The following is a 14,967-nucleotide window of genomic DNA, read 5'->3' as shown; positions in this document are numbered from 1 at the left end:
AAAAGCTCTGTCGGTCCGGCCCCTCCACTCCCCACACTTCATTTCGTCGACACGATCTTTATCACGTCCCCCGCCTTCAGCTCGTGCTTCTCCCCGAGCCTCCTCTTTGACCGCCCGTCCAGGGCGAAGAGGAAGCTCTCCCCGATGTCGGTGTGGATCCGGTAGGCGAGGTCCTTCGTCGTCGAGCCCTTCTTCATCAGGTAGGCGTCCGGGAGGACGACCCCGTTTCGATCCGTCCACTTCCCCTCGTCCTCCACCGGGAAGACGGGTATGTATTCGAGAAGCTCGAAGACCGCCCGGTCGAGGCACTCCTGGACCCCGGTCCCGCCGGCCGCCTTGAGGATCCCCCGGATCTTCTCCAGGCCCGCCTTCTGGGGTCCGGAGAGGTCTTTTACCATCTCAAAGTCCGGGTCCCCCGGTCGGTACCGGATCGCGCCGCTTTTGTCCGCCATCCGCAGGGCGACCTCGGCGGCGGCGCTCGTCGGGACGACGATCTCGTCCAACGCCTTCAGGCGGGCGACGAACTCGGGGGGGGCGACGTCCACCTTGTTCGCGGCGATGATCATGGGCTTGGAGGCGTCCCGCAGCAGCCCCGCGAACTTCTTCATCTCGTCGTCTCCCCACTTCGTCGGGTCGCTCTTCATCGTCGCGAGGGCCCAGCGGACGTGGTGATCGGCGACCCCGGCGCCGGCGAGCTGCTCGGTGATCAGGGGCTCGATCTTGATGTTCTCGGCCCGGACCCGCCTCATCAGCCTTTCCCAGTTGCGGTTTAAGATGCCGAAGAGCCACATCCCGATCTCGCGCTTGAGAAACTCGACATCCGTCAGGGGGTCGTGGTTTCCTACGCCGACGGGATTACCCTCCGCGTCGGCGGAGCCGGAGGCGTCCAGGACGTGGATGACCGCCTCGGCGACCCGGAGGCTGTCGAGGAACTCGTTACCGAGGCCCTTGCCGAGATGGGCGTCGGGGACGAGCCCCGCCACGTCGATCAGCTCCACGGGGACGTACCTCACCCCGTCCCGGCACCTGCCGCACTCCGTCGCGAGCTCGCGGCAGGGGCAGGGGACCCGGACGTACGAGACCCCGTGGTTCGCATCTATGGTGGTGAAGGGGTAGTTTGCTATCTCCACCTCGGCGAGGGTCGCCGCCTTGAAGAAGGTGGACTTCCCGGCGTTGGGCTTTCCCGCGAGCCCCACTGACAACATCGGATCGCCTCCTGTTATATCGGACCTGGTTATCTGCTGCTATCGAATCTGCTCTCTGCTGCTTATCTATCGGCCGCCGTCATTCGGGCTCTCTTCATCTCCGGATGTTGACGGGAACGCCCCGGCCGAGGAGCTCCGCCGTCTTGGAGGTGAACCGCTCCTCCTTCGACTTGGCGAGCCTTCCGGCGAGGGCGAGCCCCTTCTCGGAGGCGGCCGCCTCCTCGATTGATCCCGCCGCCAGGGCGGATTCGTAGACCTTGGCGCCTAGGTCGGTCCTGGTGAGGACCGTCGACCAGCCCGCCTTCGACCCGACGGACCCGACGGAGACGTCGGCGAGCTCCGCGGCGAAGTCGAAGCAGGGGCCGCACCCCTTCCAGACGTAGTCGTCGGTCTCCTCCAGGGGGACCTCTTTGACCATATCGCCGGAGAGGACCCGGAACATCCCCTTCTGGACCTCGAACTTATCGACCTCTTCGGCCTTGAACCCGAACTTCCCCTCGACGAGGTGGGGGAAGAGGAGCTCGTGCTCGAAGTTCTCCATGCAGAAGAGCCCCACCAGGAGGGCTATCTTCTCCTGGCCGAACTGGTAGGGCTCCTCCAGGAGCTGGACCTTCCTCAGGGCCTGGATCTGGCACGGCGTTCCGACAAAGCCGATCTTCTTGAAGCCCTGGTCCATGGCCATCTGGACCCCGGTGACGCTGGGGGTGATGGTGTACTTCGTCCCGGCGGCGGCGGCGATCTCCTCGGCCGTCGTCGCCACCTTCGGAAGGCCCCTCCACTTATCGTCCCTCTCGGTGACGACGGCGCAGTCGATGATCCCGGCCTCCAGGGCCCCAATCAGGAGGGCGGTCGCGACCCCGCCGTCCTGGGCCCTCGCCCCGGCCTTTACCGCCCGGGCGGAGGCCGCCTTCCGGTAGATACCGAGAGGCTCGTCCTCCCGCCTCTCCCTCCCGAAGACCCTCTTCGCCATCCCCGGCATGTCCAGCATCGTCCGGGGACAGTAGGCGTAGCAGAGGCCGCAGAGCGGGTCGTAATCGACGAGCTCCGGTCTGTTCCCCTCTCTATCGATCTTGGGGCAGAAGGCGATGCAGTTTCCGCAGTAGCAGCAGAGCTCCTTCTTGATGACGTCGTGTTCCAGCTCCCCAAATCCGTACTCCAGATAGGTGGGCTCGGGATACTTCTCCTTGGCAGCCATGATCATCTCTCCAAAAGCCAGTGGCTAGGTGACGGCCGATTAGCCTAAAGCTTTTATGGTATCTCGGGCCCTCGATGGTCATGATCCTCGGCCTCGACGTCGGCGGAGCGAACACCAAAGCCGCCAGCTCCGACGGTTCGTTCACGATAATCGAGTACCTCCCCCTCTGGAAGGGGGCACCCCTCGAGCCCCTCCTCCGCCGCTTATCGGCGGAGGCGAGGCCGGAGGCGGTCGGGGTCGTCATGACGGGGGAGCTCGCCGACTCCTTCCCGGAGAAGAGGTCCGGGATCCTCTTCATAAAGGGGGCCGTCGAGAGGTCCTTCTCCTGCCCCGTCCGCTTCTGGGGAGTATCGGGCTTCAATTGGCGCGATCTGGCCGATCTAGCCGCCGCCAACTGGTCCGCCTCGGCCGCCCTCGTAGCCGAGGAGGTCGGAGACTGCCTCTTCGTCGACATGGGATCGACCACCACCGACCTGATACCCATAAAGGGGGGACCGAGGGCGGCGAAGACCGACTTTTTGAGGCTCGCCCGGGGGGAGCTGATCTATATGGGGCTCCTCAGGACGAACCTCGCCGCCCTCCTCGGGGCGGTGGAGGTCGACGGAGAGAGGGTCCCCCTCTCTGCCGAGCTCTTTGCGATAGCCGCCGACGCCCACCTCCTCCTGGGCGATATCGCCGAGGGGGAGTACGCCGTCGAGACCCCCGACGGCGGCGGAAAGGATCGAGAATCAGCCGAACGGAGGCTCGCCCGGACCGTCTGCGCCGATCCCGGGGAGATCGGCCCCGAAGGGGTCGAGGCGATAGCCCGCCAGGCTAGGGCCCGTCAGCTCGAGCTTCTGAAGGGGGGGATCCGCCGGTTGGCGGAGGAGCACAGCCTCAATCTCGTCGCCGCCGCCGGGATCGGCGAGGGGCTGATCAGGGAGGCGGCCCGGTCCCTCGGCCTCGAGGTGATCCGCCTCTCGGAGAGGTACGGCTCGGCGGTCTCGGAGGTCTTCCCCGCCTATGCCGTCGCCCGTCTCCTGGAGGTTGAGCTAGGGGGACGATAGCGTTCCACCACCCCAAGGAGGGGGGTGGGGCGTTTCATCCCCCAAATCCGTGGGCGATGTAGGGGGCGAGGATGATGAAGAGGAGGGACGAGAAGATCAGCCAGGCCATAAACGCCACCACCGCTCTGGTCATCCTCTCCGCCCTGGCCTCGCTCTTGAAGACCGCCGCAAACCCCATGTGCAGCAAATCCCGAAAGATGTGCCCCCCGTCCAGGGGGACCGCCGGGAGGCAGTTGAAGAGGCCGGCGTAGAGGTTGATCAGCCCCACCCAGAAGAGGAGGTTCGCGATCCAGAAGATCTTCCCGCCGAGGGGCTCCGCCCAGCCGGTCGGCTCAAAGAGGTGGGTGATCCATCCGACAAAGCCGGGAAAGCCCATCTCCGTGAAGCCCCGGATCCCCGAGAAGGGGAGGCCGAGGAGGGAGATCATCCCACCGATGCCGGATCGGGGCATATTCTTCAGCTCCGCGAGGAAGGGTCCCGCCGGGAACTCCTGGAGGGTGGCGCCGTCGATGTAGACCGCCCTCGTCGGGGAGAAGATGATCCCGATGAACCCCGTCCCCGAGCCGTCGGGGTTCGCCGTGAGGTTGACGGAATGCTCCCCCCGGTTCGTCCCCAGGGTGACGGTCTGCCCCTCCCGGGTGGAGTTCATGACGGCCCTGAAGGCCTCCCAGTCCGGGGTCGAGACGCCATCGATCTCCGAGATGGCGAAACCCGGAGCGATCCCCGCCTCGTCGGCCGCCGAGCCTTCGAAGACGTAAGAGACGACGACACCCCCCCGGAAGGGCCCCTCCAGGTCCATCTCCACCAGATCCTCCCCCCGGAGGAGGCTCATCCTCTTTTTATCGGTCCCCATCGCCACGAGCCCCCCGATGTCGTCGATCCGGACCCCTTCCACCTCCTGGAGGATCATCTGCCTCTCAAAGCCGGCGAGGTCGGCGTCGGAGCCGGGGACGACGTCCACCACCACCACCCTCTCCAGGGGGGCGATCGCCCCGATCACCGGCCCGAAGAAGAGGGCCAGAGCCACGGCTGCCACGACGAAGTTCGCCACGACCCCGGCGGAGAGGATCCTGACCCGGGCCGCCCGGGAGGCCTTCGCCCTCCGACCGTCGGAGCCGAAGAGCTCCTCCTCGTCGGGCTCGACGAAGGCGGCGACGGGAGCTCCGAGGAGGGCGATCCCCATCGACTTCACCCGGATCCCCTCCGCCCTGCAGAGGATACCGTGGGCGAACTCGTGGACCGCCATCGTGACGAAGAGGGCGATCCAGGCAAACCAGGGGATGAACTGGTTTATCCCCGGTATCAGAAGGACGTTCCTCGGGGCGGTGTAGACGGAGGGCTCCGGCGGGGTCATCATCACCGTCAGGGTCGTCCGGAGGAAGAGGACCAGGAAGAAGAGCATCCCCAGGACGACGAGGGGTATCCCGGCGGTTATGGAGAGCTTCCAGAGCCTCTCTGGCCTGCTCAGCCGGTCGATGAGGGAGAGCCACCTCGTCGTCCTGATCATGATTACAGGGCCCCAGTTGCCGATCTTCAGCCCTGAGACCTTCTCTCGCTTGCTCAGCCTGAGGGCGAGGATCCAGTGGAGGTTGAGGGCGAGGATCCCCAAAAAAAGCCAGTCGTAAAGGTTCAGCTCCAGGTTCAGGTCCAAGGGTTCGTCCTCCGAGATCCGGTTTTCGTGTGGTCCCTTTCATCCCGGCAAGAGATATATAACCTCATGGCAGATTCTCGGCCGTGAAGTACCAGCCCTTCAGGGCCCTGAGGTTCGATGGAGGCGAGGCCTTCGAGGTCGAGGAACGGATGCCCAAAGAGGTCGAGCTCGAGATCTTCGCGAACGGCGTCCTCATCGGCCGGGCCACCATCACCCCTTCCCAGGAGAAGGAGTTTGTGGCGGGCCACCTCCGATACCGGGGCCTGATAGAGGACGGCTCTGAGATCTTGCGCCTCTCGGTGGAGGGGGGTAGGGCGGAGGCGTCGACGGGGGCTGCGGCCGCCCGTCCTTCGCGAAGGTTCCTCCCCGGGGGGCCGGGAGCGGCGGCCGGGCCGGTGGGGGCCGTCAGGGCCGGATGGATCCTCGCTAACCTCGAGTCCACCCTGGCGTCGCAACTCTATGAGAAGACGGGCGGGACCCACACCTCCTCCCTCTGCTCCGGAGAGGAGATCCTGGCGACCGCCGAGGACTTCGGAAGGCTCAACACCCTCGAAAAGATCTTCGGATGGGCCATCCTCGCAGGCGTCGATCTGGGGCGGTGCTACGCCGTCACCTCCGGGAGGATCACGGGAAAGACCGTCGAGAAGGCCTCCCGCTTCGGCGTCCCGATCGTCGCCTCCAAGGGGGCGGTCACCACCCTCGCCGTCGAGATGGCGGAAGATTGGGGGATGACCCTGGTGGGCTTCGCCCGCCAGGGTAGGATGAACGTCTACACCGGCCGGGATAGGGTCACCCCGGACTGATCAGAGGTCGTCGATCCCGGACCTGGCGAGCTCCTGGCTCTTCTTCTCCAGGTATCCATAGACAGCGCCGTGGGGGGCGCCGTCGATCAGCATCTCGATGGCGGTCCGGGCCACCCGGATCTGGTCGGGGTTTCCTATGATCCCGATCGTCTTGCCGTAGACCGAGATCCCGGCGCCGGTCAGCTTCTCGGCGATCTCCCGGGTCCTCCCGTCCTTGCCGATGATCCTCCCCTTTACCCGGGCCATGTCGCTTTTGGTGTTGAAGGCCCGGGAGAGGTCGATGACGTCGAGCATCAACAGCTCGTCCTCCAGGATGGGAAGGGCCCTCTCGGGAGAGAAGCCCCGGCCGATGGCGCGGACGACCTCGGCGAGGCGCATCGCCATGATCGGGTCCTCCCCGGGGGTGATCTCCACGGCGCCGTTCTCGCTATCGATATCGATGGTGGCCCCGGTCTTCTCCTCGAACATGCTCTTCACCGATCCTGAAGGGCCCACCAGAGCCCCTATTCTATCTGCTGGAATCTTGATGTGCAAGAATATCAGCCTCCGCGAAGGCGTTCCGTCATCGTCCTTATGATATAAGAGTCAACCGCCCCGGCCGGCCCGTATCCGCTCCCGGATCTCCTCCTCCGAGCCGATCCCGTACCTCTTTTTGAAGAAGCGAGCCAGGTTTGATATGTCCCTATCCAGAAAGCTCCTGGCCATGGGATGATCCAGGGTCACCGACTGGCCCATGTCGATGATCACCGGCTCTCCCCGGCGGTAGAGGATGTTGAACTCGCTCAGGTCGGCGTGGACGAGGTTCGCCCTGTTGTAGAGGACTGAGACGTACTCGGATATCTCATCGAGGGCGAGCTTCGCCTCCTCCGGCTCCAGGGCCACGTCCTTGATCTGGGGAGCCGGGGCGTCGCCGTCGCCCACCATCTCCATGACGAGGATGTTCTCCCTCATGGCGATGGGATGGGGCACCCTCACCCCCACCTCCTCAGCCCGCTTCAGGTTTCGAAACTCCTTCTTCGTCCAGGCGACGACGACCGCCCTCTTCGTCCCCTTGATCGACCCGAACCGGGGGTCTCCCAGGAGGTAGTTCTGCATCGCCTTGAAGTTGCTGGTATTGATCCTGTAAATTTTTATGGCGAGGTCGGACCCGTCTTCGCCCTTGGCGCGGAAGATGTTCGCCTCCTTCCCGGTGCTGACCGCCCCCCCGAGGGAGCCGATCACCCCCCTGCTAGCGAGGGCGTAGAGGTCCATCAGGGCGCGGCGGTCGAAGACCTCGTCCTGGACCTTAAAGTCGTCAGAATCTTTGATCCGCTCCCGCAACAGGTCGATCTTCGCCTCGAACTGGCGGATTTTCTTGGACTCCTCGGTCATGCCTACCTTTTGAGGAAGCCCTTCCGCTCCAGGTAATCAACCTGAGGTCCGGTATATCTCCATACTACGTCGGCCTTCTCGTCCTGAAAGTCCCAGGGGACGACGATGACCACGTCGCCTTCCCGGATCCATATCCTCTTCTTCATCTTGCCGGGAATCCTCGCCATCCTCTCCTTGCCGTCGAGGCACCTCACCCTCAGCCTGTTGGAGCCTAGGAGGGTCTCGACGTAGCCGAAGACCTCTCGATCGTGGGCTCGCGGGAGGCGGACCCGGGTCACTATCTCCGGACCTTGGGCATCCCGTTTCCGTTTTGTGCTCGCATAATTTGCCAGTATACCACCTCTGGGGAACGAATCAAGCTTCAAATCCGACATCTGGGGGCGGATAACCTGAAGTTCATTCAGCAGTGCTAATGGCAGGATATGATAGTTAAAGCTTGTGACCAGAAGAGTTGATGGGCCCGACGCGATTCGAACGCGTGATCCCCGCCGTGTGAAGGCGATGTCATAACCACCTAGACCACGGGCCCTCAATCTCCCCCACGACTCCATGCCTATTAGTATTTTTCCTCGAAATCCCCCGGAGGGCGGGGCGAAAGGGTTCTGGAGAGGTTCCTTTATCTTCAGGAGGACCTTTTAAATAGTAACTCGATGAGGTGATGGAGATGGATCTCTGCCGATGGCCCCTCGCCTCCCGCCTCCTCCGGCCCCTCTACAGGGACGTCCTCTTGAGGCGGGCTCTGAGGGGCGAAGTCCCCGGGCACGTGGCCATAATCCAGGACGGTAACCGCCGCTACGCCAGGATGCGGGGCGTCCCCAACTTCGAAGGACATAGCAGGGGCGCCGAGACGACGGAGATGGTGGCGGACTGGTGTCTGGAGCTGGGGATAAAGCACCTCTCCGTATACACCTTCTCCACCGAGAACTTCGACCGGGACGAGGCGGAGAAGGATTACCTCTTCCGCCTGGTGGAGCGGAAGCTTCTGGAGCTGGCCGGATCGGAGAAGGTCCACAAGAACCGGATCCGGGTGAGGGCCATCGGGAGGACCGCCCTCCTCCCCGGCCGCCTCCAGGAGGCGATCCGGAAGGTGGAGGAGGCGACCCGGGGCTACGACGGTATGTACTTCAACCTCGCCCTCGCCTACGGCGGAAAGAGCGAGATCGCCGACGCCGCCCGCTCCCTCGCCGGGGCGGTGAGGGAGGGGGGGCTCGACCCCCGGGACGTCGACGAGAACGTCGTGGCGTCCCACCTCTACCCCCCGGGGGAGGCTCCCCTGCCCCGGGTGGACCTGATAATCAGGACCGGCGGAGAGATGAGGACCTCCAACTTCCTCCCCTGGCAGGCGAACGGCTCCCGGTCCCCCGTCCACTTCTGCTCCCCCTACTGGCCCGAGTTCGGGAGGATCGAGTTTCTGAGGGCGGTGAGGACCTTCCAGGCCTGCCGCGGGCGGGGGTCCTCAAATCAACAGGCTTAATTACCATAACCGTCCTACCCGGCATCGGGTCCCGATAGGGTAGTGGACATCCTAGAGGCCTGCGGAGCCGAGGGCAGCGCAGAGAGCCTCAGACCCGGGTTCGAATCCCGGTCGGGACGTTATTTCTGGACAAATCTCCGGATGGCTTGATCTAAATGGTTCTGGACAGCCTTGGCGGGTCGCTGAGGGGGGCGCTGAAGAAGATCGCCTCCGCCAGCAGGATAGATAAGCAGGTCGTCGACGAGGCGGTGAGGGAGATCCAGCGGGCCCTCCTCCAGGCGGACGTCAACGTCAAGCTGGTGATGAACCTCTCCAACCGGATCCGGGACCGGGCCCTCTCCGAGAAGCCCGCCCCGGGGATGAACCCGAGGGAGCACGTCATCAACATCGTCTACCAGGAGCTGATCAACCTCGTCGGCAAAAGCTCTCCGGTCACCCTGGAGAAGCAGACGATCATGCTCGTCGGCCTTCAGGGCAGTGGTAAAACCACCACCGCGGCGAAGCTCGCCACCTTCTTCCAGAGGAAGGGGCTCCGCTCGGCGGTCGTCTGCGCTGACACCTTCAGGGCCGGCGCCTTCGACCAGCTGAAGGCGTTATGCGAGAAGCAGGGGGTCTTCTTCTACGGCGAGAAGGGGAACCCCGACGCCCCCGCCGTCGCCAGGCGCGGCCTGGAGGCGTCGAGGAAGTACGACATCGTGATCGTCGACACCGCCGGAAGACACGCCCTGGAGAAGGATCTCATCCAGGAGATGATGGATATCGACGCCGTCGTCGCCGCCGACCACAAGCTCCTGGTCATGGACGCAGCCCTCGGCCAGCAGGCGAGCGAGCAGGCGAAGGCCTTCAACAAGGCCGTTGGAATTACAGGGGTCATCATCACCAAGCTCGACGGGACCGCCAAGGGGGGCGGCGCCATGTCCGCCGTCGCCGAGACCAACTCCTCGGTCGCCTTCATCGGGGTCGGCGAGACCCCCAATGACCTCGAAAGGTTCGAGGCCGACCGGTTCATATCCCGCCTCCTGGGGATGGGGGACATCAAGACCCTCATCGAGCGGGCCCAGGAGACGAAGGTCGAGGAGGAGGTGGACGTCGAGGCCCTGATGCGGGGCAAGTTCACCCTGAAGGACATGTGCAAGCAGATGGAGGCGATCAACAAGATGGGCCCCCTGAAGCAGATCATGCAGATGCTCCCCCTCGGCGGGATGGGGCTCGACCTCTCCGACCAGGAGTACCAGGTCACCAAGGACCGGCTCGAGAAGTACCGGGTGATCATGTCCTCCATGACGGAGGCGGAATTGGAGGACCCCAAGATCATCACCGCCTCCCGGATCAAGCGGATCTCCCGGGGCAGTGGTACTCCGCCGGAGCTGGTCCGGGAGCTCTTAAAGTCCCACAAGGCGATGCAGAAGGCCCTCAAGGGGATGCGGGGGATGAACAAGATGGGGATGAAGCGGATGATGAAGAAGTTCGGCCCCATGATGGGCGGCGGGATGTAGCGGCTCCTCTCCTTTCTTTCATCTTTTTCCCTCTCTCCGGCCTCTCTTCTCCCTCTCTGCCGGAGCTTCTCGGCCCCGCCTTCCTCGGGGGGCGGCTGATCTTCAAATGGCTCCGGGACGGCGGCTCCAAACCTATTTAACCGAGGAGGGGGCTTCTGCCCCCGATATGACCGATCGGGAGTGGGTCTCGGAGTTTACGGGCTCTTTCAGTAGCTACCTCTCCCCAGGCTGCCGGATCTGCCGCCAGGGCGCATCCCTGGTCTTGTTCGTCACCGGCGTCTGCGATAGGGGCTGCTTCTACTGCCCCCTTTCAGAGGAGCGGCGAGGGATTGACATCGCCTACGCCAACGAGCGGCGGGCAGAGTCCGACTCCGAGATAATCGAGGAGGCCCACGCCATCGGCGCCCTGGGGACGGGGATCACCGGCGGCGAGCCGCTCCTGAAGATGGAGTTTGTATTGAAGTCGATCCGGGCCCTGAAGGGGGAGTTCGGGGAGGAACACCACATCCACCTCTATACGGGATCGAAGCCCGGCCCCTCTTCTCTTCGGGATCTGGCCGAGGCCGGCCTCGACGAGATCAGGTTCCATCCCCCAATGTCCGAGTGGTCGGAGCCGGGATGGCTCTACAAAACCCTCCTCGACGCCAAAGCCCTGGGGCTCCTCGCCGGGGTCGAGATCCCGGCTTTGGGGCCGGCTCCGGCGATCGTCGAGGCCGTCCGGAGGGCCGATGCCTTCCTCAACCTCAACGAGCTGGAGTTCTCCGAGACGAACCAAGAGGCTCTGAGACGGCTGGGCTTCAGATCCCAGGACTACGGCTGCGGTGCCGTTGGGAGCGAGCTTGCAGCAGAGCACTTTCGAGTCGAGGGGCTTCGGGTCCACTACTGCTCCTCAGCCTTCAAGGACGCCGTCCAGCTCCGAGAAAGGCTGAAGCGGCGGGCGGAGAGGACGGCCCGCCCCTTCGACCTCGCAACCGAGGACGGGACTCTCATCTACGGCGTGATCCTGCCCTGCGACGAGGCCGGTGGGGCTGACGGAGCAGGGGCCGGAATCGCTGGGCTCGGCCTCGCCTCCGCCGTCGAGAGGCTGAAGGGATTGGGGGTCCCGGAGGAGTTGTACTCCATCTCCGAGGGGAGGATCGAGATCGCCGGATGGATCCTGGAGGATATAGTCCAGGAGCTCGAGCCGATGGGGTGGGAGCTCGCCCTGGAGGAGAGGTACCCGATCGAGGGCGGGCCGGTGGTGGAGAGAATACCTTTATAAGTCCAAAGCTGTAAACGTAGAGGCGGTGAGCTTACAGGATGGAGGCTAGCGTTCGAAAACATGAAGATCAGATCCGTGAGCGCCTGAAAAACTACCTCAAGCGCGACGGGATGGGCATCCGGAAGGCTGTCCTGAAGCTGTTCTTGCATGACAGGTCTTTCACCACCGAGGAGGTCTACACTTATCTCGACCAGGAGGGGTTCGAGGTGAGCTATCGGGGCGTATCGGCGATGGTCGGCCTCATGAACACCAGGCTCGGGATCCTCAGCATCGACGTCTCGGGAGACCACAACGTCTACTCCCTCAAGCCCGACCACAAGGTGATCGTCAGCTCGGTCCTCGAAACTTATTGATCCATATCGATTCTTCAGTTGGGAGGCTCCCCCCGCTTCATCCTTCCGAGATATTTCTTGAGGGCGAAGTCCGCGAGGATGTTCATCCCCCGGAGGGCCAGGTGCTGGCCCAACCCCGCCGTCATCCTCTCGCTGTAATAGCTGTGAAGCGACTTCAGGTGGCGGAGGTTGTACTCCAGGCATGTCCCCACCAGCTCCCAGTGCTCTGGGGTGGCCCGGTCCCTCCCGAAGCCCCGGGCCTTCCCGAGGTGGGTCTCCCCGATGGGGGTGAAGAAGAGGGGGAGGATGAGGCCGACGTGGTCCTTCAGCGACTCCACCAGCTCCGTCGTAAGGACCACATCCGACGCCGTCTCCCCGGGGAGCCCCAGGACGAGGCTCGCCACCGGGAGCCAGGAGTGGTCCTGAAAGAGGGCGTAGCAATCCCTCACCATCTCGGGCCAGGCCTCCAGGGGGGCAGGATGCGTCTTCTTCTTCATGTGCTTTGCGAGGAGCCGGGGGCTGCCGGTCTCGATCCCGATCCAGGCAGACATGTACCTCTGACCGGCCCCGATCCCCACGATCTCGGAGATCTCCGCCAGCAGGCTCTGGCTGTGATAGGCCGAGGCGAGGCTGACGTGGGAGACGTCGACGGTCCGGGGGCCGAGCGCCTTCACCTGCCGGAAGAGGTCGAGGAGCTTCTCGGGGTTGGGCTCCGTGCCGACGGAGCCGTAGGTGAAGGCGTCCTCGGAGTGGAGGATCAGGTCCCTCTGCCCCGCCCCGAGGTTGACCGAGGCGTCCTCGATTATCCTGGAGACGGGGCGGTGGCGGGGCCTGCGCATGGTGGGCGAGCAGAAGGAGCAGCCCCGCCAGCAGCCCCGCCCGATCTCGACGATCCCCCCGACGGTGGCGCCCCGGTTGACGGGGATCTCTTCGCCGGGGACGACCTCCCCCTCGACCTCCTCCGGGACCTCCTCGCCGGAGATGATCTTTCTGCAGATCGATGGGAAGGTCCTCTCCCCCTCGCCTAGGTAGATGTGATCGACCCGTTCATCCTCGCCCCGGAGCTCCCAGGAGCCGTTCCCTCCGATGACGACCTTCGGCCTGTGCTCTCTTATGAGGGGATGGTCCAGAAGCTCCAGAAACTTCGTCCTGTTTAAGGGGGGGCCCCGGTTTATCATCTCCTCGATCTCCCGGGTGGCGATCTTCCCCAGGGGGTCGTCGTGGCCGATCCCGACGATCTCGGTATCGGGGCCGATGGCCTTATCGAGGTGGTCGGGGTGGGCCACCATCACCTCGTCCCTGGAGAAGCCCGCCTCCAGGAGGGCTGCCTCCACCTTCCTCATCCCGCAGGGGGCGAGGAGGGCGGAGCCGTCGGGCGCCGCCTCGACGGGCGGGCAGAAGAGCCAACGAAATATCCTCTCCTGGATCATCGCCGCAGGGAGGATCGCCGCAAAACCGAGCATTACTCCCCCGTTGTAGTTGCTCATCATGGTGGCGTCGCTGGTGAGGACTATCCTTTTGCCTAACATCTTCGTGTCCCATTCCCGTAATCCCAGATAACGATGTTGAGCCCGGAGACCCCACAAGCCTTTAATACCTCCCGCCTTCAGAGGGTGGGCTTGTGCAGGAGAAATCGTTGTCGGAGATCAACGAACGCATCCGGGACGGCAGCGTTCGGGTGGTCACTGCGGAGGAGATGCCGGACCTGGTGGACGAGCTCGGCACCGACGGTGCAGTCCGCGAGGTGGACGTCGTCACCACCGGCACCTTCGGGGCCATGTGCTCCTCCGGTCTCTTTCTCAACACCGGCCACAGCGATCCGCCGATAAAGATCTCCAGAGCCTGGCTGAACAACGTGGAGGCGTACGGCGGGGTTGCGGCCGTCGACCTCTTTTTGGGAGCCACCCAGCCGTCCGAGGACCGGGGAGATGAGTACGGCGGAGCCCACGTCATGGAGGACCTCGTCTCCGGACGGGAGGTGGAGCTCCGGGCCCAGGGCGCGGTCACCGACTGCTACCCCCGCTCCGACCTGGAGACGACCCTCCGCCTCGAGGACTTCAACCAGGCGATCATGGTAAACCCCAGAAACTCTTACGAGAGGTACGCGGCAGCCACCAACTCCACCGAGAGGACGCTCCACACCTACATGGGGACCCTCCTCCCCCGCTGCGGGAACGTCAGCTACAGCGGGGCTGGCAGCCTTTCGCCGATACCAAACGACCCCGACTTCGAGTACATAGGGGTCGGGGCGAGGATCTTCCTCGGCGGGGCCCAGGGGCATATCATAGGGTCGGGGACCCAGCACCTCCCCCAGAGCGGGTTTGCCACCCTGATGGTGAAGGGGGATCTGAAGGAGATGAGCGCCGAGTTTCTCAGGGCCGCCACCTTCCAGGACTACGGTCCCAGCCTCTACGTCGGCCTGGGGGTCCCGATACCAGTCCTCAATGAAGGGATCGCCGAGAAGACCGCCGTCAGGGACAGGGATATCGTCACCGAGATCATCGACTACGGCGTCCCGAGGAGGGACCGGCCGACGGTGAGGCGGGTGAACTACGAGCAGCTCTACTCCGGGGCCGTCGAGATCGACGGGGCTGAGGTGAGGGCCTCCGCCCTCTCCAGCCGCCACGTGGCGAGGAAGGTGGCTTCTGCCCTCGGAGATTCCATCCGGAGGGGCGAGTTCCTCCTATCGGCTCCGGTGGAGCCCCTCCCTGCGAAGGGCAGAAACAGCCCCATGAAGCAGACGAAGGAGTTCCTCCTGGTGAGGGACGTCATGAGCACCGAGGTGGCGACGGCTCGCGAGGAGATCAGCATCCAGGAGGCGTCGGCGATGATCGTCGGTGGGCCCTTCGACCACCTCCCGGTAGTCTCGGAGGAGGGGAGGCTGATCGGGATGGTCACCGCCTGGGACGTATCCAAGGCGGTGGCCAGCGGCAAGACCTCTCACATCTCCGAGATGATGACGAGGAAGGTCTTCATCGCCAGCCCCGACGAGCCGATGGAGCTTGCGGCGCGGAAGCTCCACCACCACAAGATCTCGGCCCTCCCGGTGGTGGACAAGGACCACCGGGTGGTGGGGATGGTCACCAGCGACCACTTAAGCAGGCTCTACGGCAGGAGGGGGTCGCTTTGAAGC

Annotated in this window: 14 protein-coding genes and 2 tRNA genes; 8 read left to right on the top strand and 8 right to left on the bottom strand. The window is 64.3% G+C overall.

Annotated elements, in window-relative coordinates:
* Window positions 1-38 precede the first annotated feature (38 nt).
* Together MHAR_RS11995 and MHAR_RS11990 are read right to left on the bottom strand one after the other, a co-directional pair.
* Window positions 39-1,205 (bottom strand): redox-regulated ATPase YchF, encoded by a 1,167-nt coding sequence (locus MHAR_RS11995; RefSeq protein WP_014587885.1) that lies wholly within the window; start codon window positions 1,203-1,205, stop codon window positions 39-41.
* A 94-nt stretch (window positions 1,206-1,299) separates the two neighbouring features.
* Window positions 1,300-2,400, bottom strand: a complete 1,101-nt coding sequence (locus tag MHAR_RS11990; RefSeq protein ID WP_014587884.1) for a Coenzyme F420 hydrogenase/dehydrogenase, beta subunit C-terminal domain — start codon at window positions 2,398-2,400, stop codon at window positions 1,300-1,302.
* Between the two features lie 80 nt (window positions 2,401-2,480).
* Between MHAR_RS11990 and MHAR_RS11985 the strand changes: the two genes are divergently transcribed.
* Window positions 2,481-3,446: a hydantoinase/oxoprolinase family protein gene (locus MHAR_RS11985; RefSeq protein ID WP_048145125.1), complete on the top strand. Its 966-nt coding sequence runs from the start codon at window positions 2,481-2,483 to the stop codon at window positions 3,444-3,446.
* 34 nt (window positions 3,447-3,480) lie between these two features.
* Here the strand turns inward: MHAR_RS11985 and MHAR_RS11980 are convergent, their stop codons facing one another.
* Window positions 3,481-5,097: a site-2 protease family protein gene (locus tag MHAR_RS11980; protein ID WP_014587882.1), complete on the bottom strand. Its 1,617-nt coding sequence runs from the start codon at window positions 5,095-5,097 to the stop codon at window positions 3,481-3,483.
* An 83-nt stretch (window positions 5,098-5,180) separates the two neighbouring features.
* Between MHAR_RS11980 and MHAR_RS12680 the strand changes: the two genes are divergently transcribed.
* Window positions 5,181-5,900: a formate dehydrogenase accessory sulfurtransferase FdhD gene (locus MHAR_RS12680; protein ID WP_014587881.1), complete on the top strand. Its 720-nt coding sequence runs from the start codon at window positions 5,181-5,183 to the stop codon at window positions 5,898-5,900.
* On the opposite strand, the gene MHAR_RS11970 is transcribed toward MHAR_RS12680, so the two are convergent.
* The 4 genes from MHAR_RS11970 to MHAR_RS11955 all read right to left on the bottom strand — a co-directional run bounded on the left by MHAR_RS11970 (window position 5,901) and on the right by MHAR_RS11955 (window position 7,800).
* Complete coding sequence (locus MHAR_RS11970) at window positions 5,901-6,434, bottom strand: KH domain-containing protein (RefSeq protein WP_014587880.1); 534 nt, start codon at window positions 6,432-6,434, stop codon at window positions 5,901-5,903.
* A 51-nt stretch (window positions 6,435-6,485) separates the two neighbouring features.
* Complete coding sequence (locus MHAR_RS11965; protein ID WP_014587879.1) at window positions 6,486-7,271, bottom strand: serine protein kinase RIO; 786 nt, start codon at window positions 7,269-7,271, stop codon at window positions 6,486-6,488.
* A gap of 2 nt (window positions 7,272-7,273) precedes the next feature.
* Complete coding sequence (eif1A, locus tag MHAR_RS11960) at window positions 7,274-7,603, bottom strand: translation initiation factor eIF-1A (protein WP_228369661.1); 330 nt, start codon at window positions 7,601-7,603, stop codon at window positions 7,274-7,276.
* Window positions 7,604-7,726: 123 nt separating this feature from the next.
* Window positions 7,727-7,800: transfer RNA gene (locus MHAR_RS11955), tRNA-Val, on the bottom strand.
* 135 nt (window positions 7,801-7,935) lie between these two features.
* On the opposite strand from MHAR_RS11955, the gene uppS reads away from it, so the two are divergent.
* From uppS to MHAR_RS11930, 5 genes are all read left to right on the top strand, one after another.
* Window positions 7,936-8,745, top strand: coding sequence for a polyprenyl diphosphate synthase (gene uppS / locus MHAR_RS11950; RefSeq protein ID WP_014587877.1), 810 nt, complete (start codon window positions 7,936-7,938; stop codon window positions 8,743-8,745).
* 28 nt (window positions 8,746-8,773) lie between these two features.
* Window positions 8,774-8,864 (top strand) — tRNA-Arg (locus tag MHAR_RS11945).
* 36 nt (window positions 8,865-8,900) lie between these two features.
* A complete protein-coding gene (locus MHAR_RS11940) occupies window positions 8,901-10,241 on the top strand; it encodes a signal recognition particle protein Srp54 (protein WP_014587876.1) in 1,341 nt (446 codons plus the stop codon).
* Window positions 10,242-10,407: 166 nt separating this feature from the next.
* A complete protein-coding gene (locus tag MHAR_RS11935; RefSeq protein ID WP_048144693.1) occupies window positions 10,408-11,502 on the top strand; it encodes a radical SAM protein in 1,095 nt (364 codons plus the stop codon).
* 38 nt (window positions 11,503-11,540) lie between these two features.
* Window positions 11,541-11,855 carry a DUF2551 domain-containing protein gene (locus MHAR_RS11930; protein ID WP_014587874.1) on the top strand — a complete coding sequence of 105 codons (315 nt, stop codon included), beginning with the start codon at window positions 11,541-11,543 and terminating at the stop codon, window positions 11,853-11,855.
* Between the two features lie 14 nt (window positions 11,856-11,869).
* Here the strand turns inward: MHAR_RS11930 and MHAR_RS11925 are convergent, their stop codons facing one another.
* A complete protein-coding gene (locus tag MHAR_RS11925) occupies window positions 11,870-13,363 on the bottom strand; it encodes a B12-binding domain-containing radical SAM protein (RefSeq protein WP_014587873.1) in 1,494 nt (497 codons plus the stop codon).
* 92 nt (window positions 13,364-13,455) lie between these two features.
* Between MHAR_RS11925 and MHAR_RS11920 the strand changes: the two genes are divergently transcribed.
* Window positions 13,456-14,964 (top strand): homocysteine biosynthesis protein, encoded by a 1,509-nt coding sequence (locus MHAR_RS11920; protein ID WP_048144692.1) that lies wholly within the window; start codon window positions 13,456-13,458, stop codon window positions 14,962-14,964.
* The last annotated feature ends 3 nt before the right edge of the window (window positions 14,965-14,967 follow it).

It is taken from the genome of Methanothrix harundinacea 6Ac, assembly GCF_000235565.1.
Lineage (GTDB): Archaea > Halobacteriota > Methanosarcinia > Methanotrichales > Methanotrichaceae > Methanocrinis > Methanocrinis harundinaceus.
The sequence above is the reverse complement of the archived record's forward strand: the minus strand, read 5'-3'. Positions and strand labels throughout refer to the sequence as shown.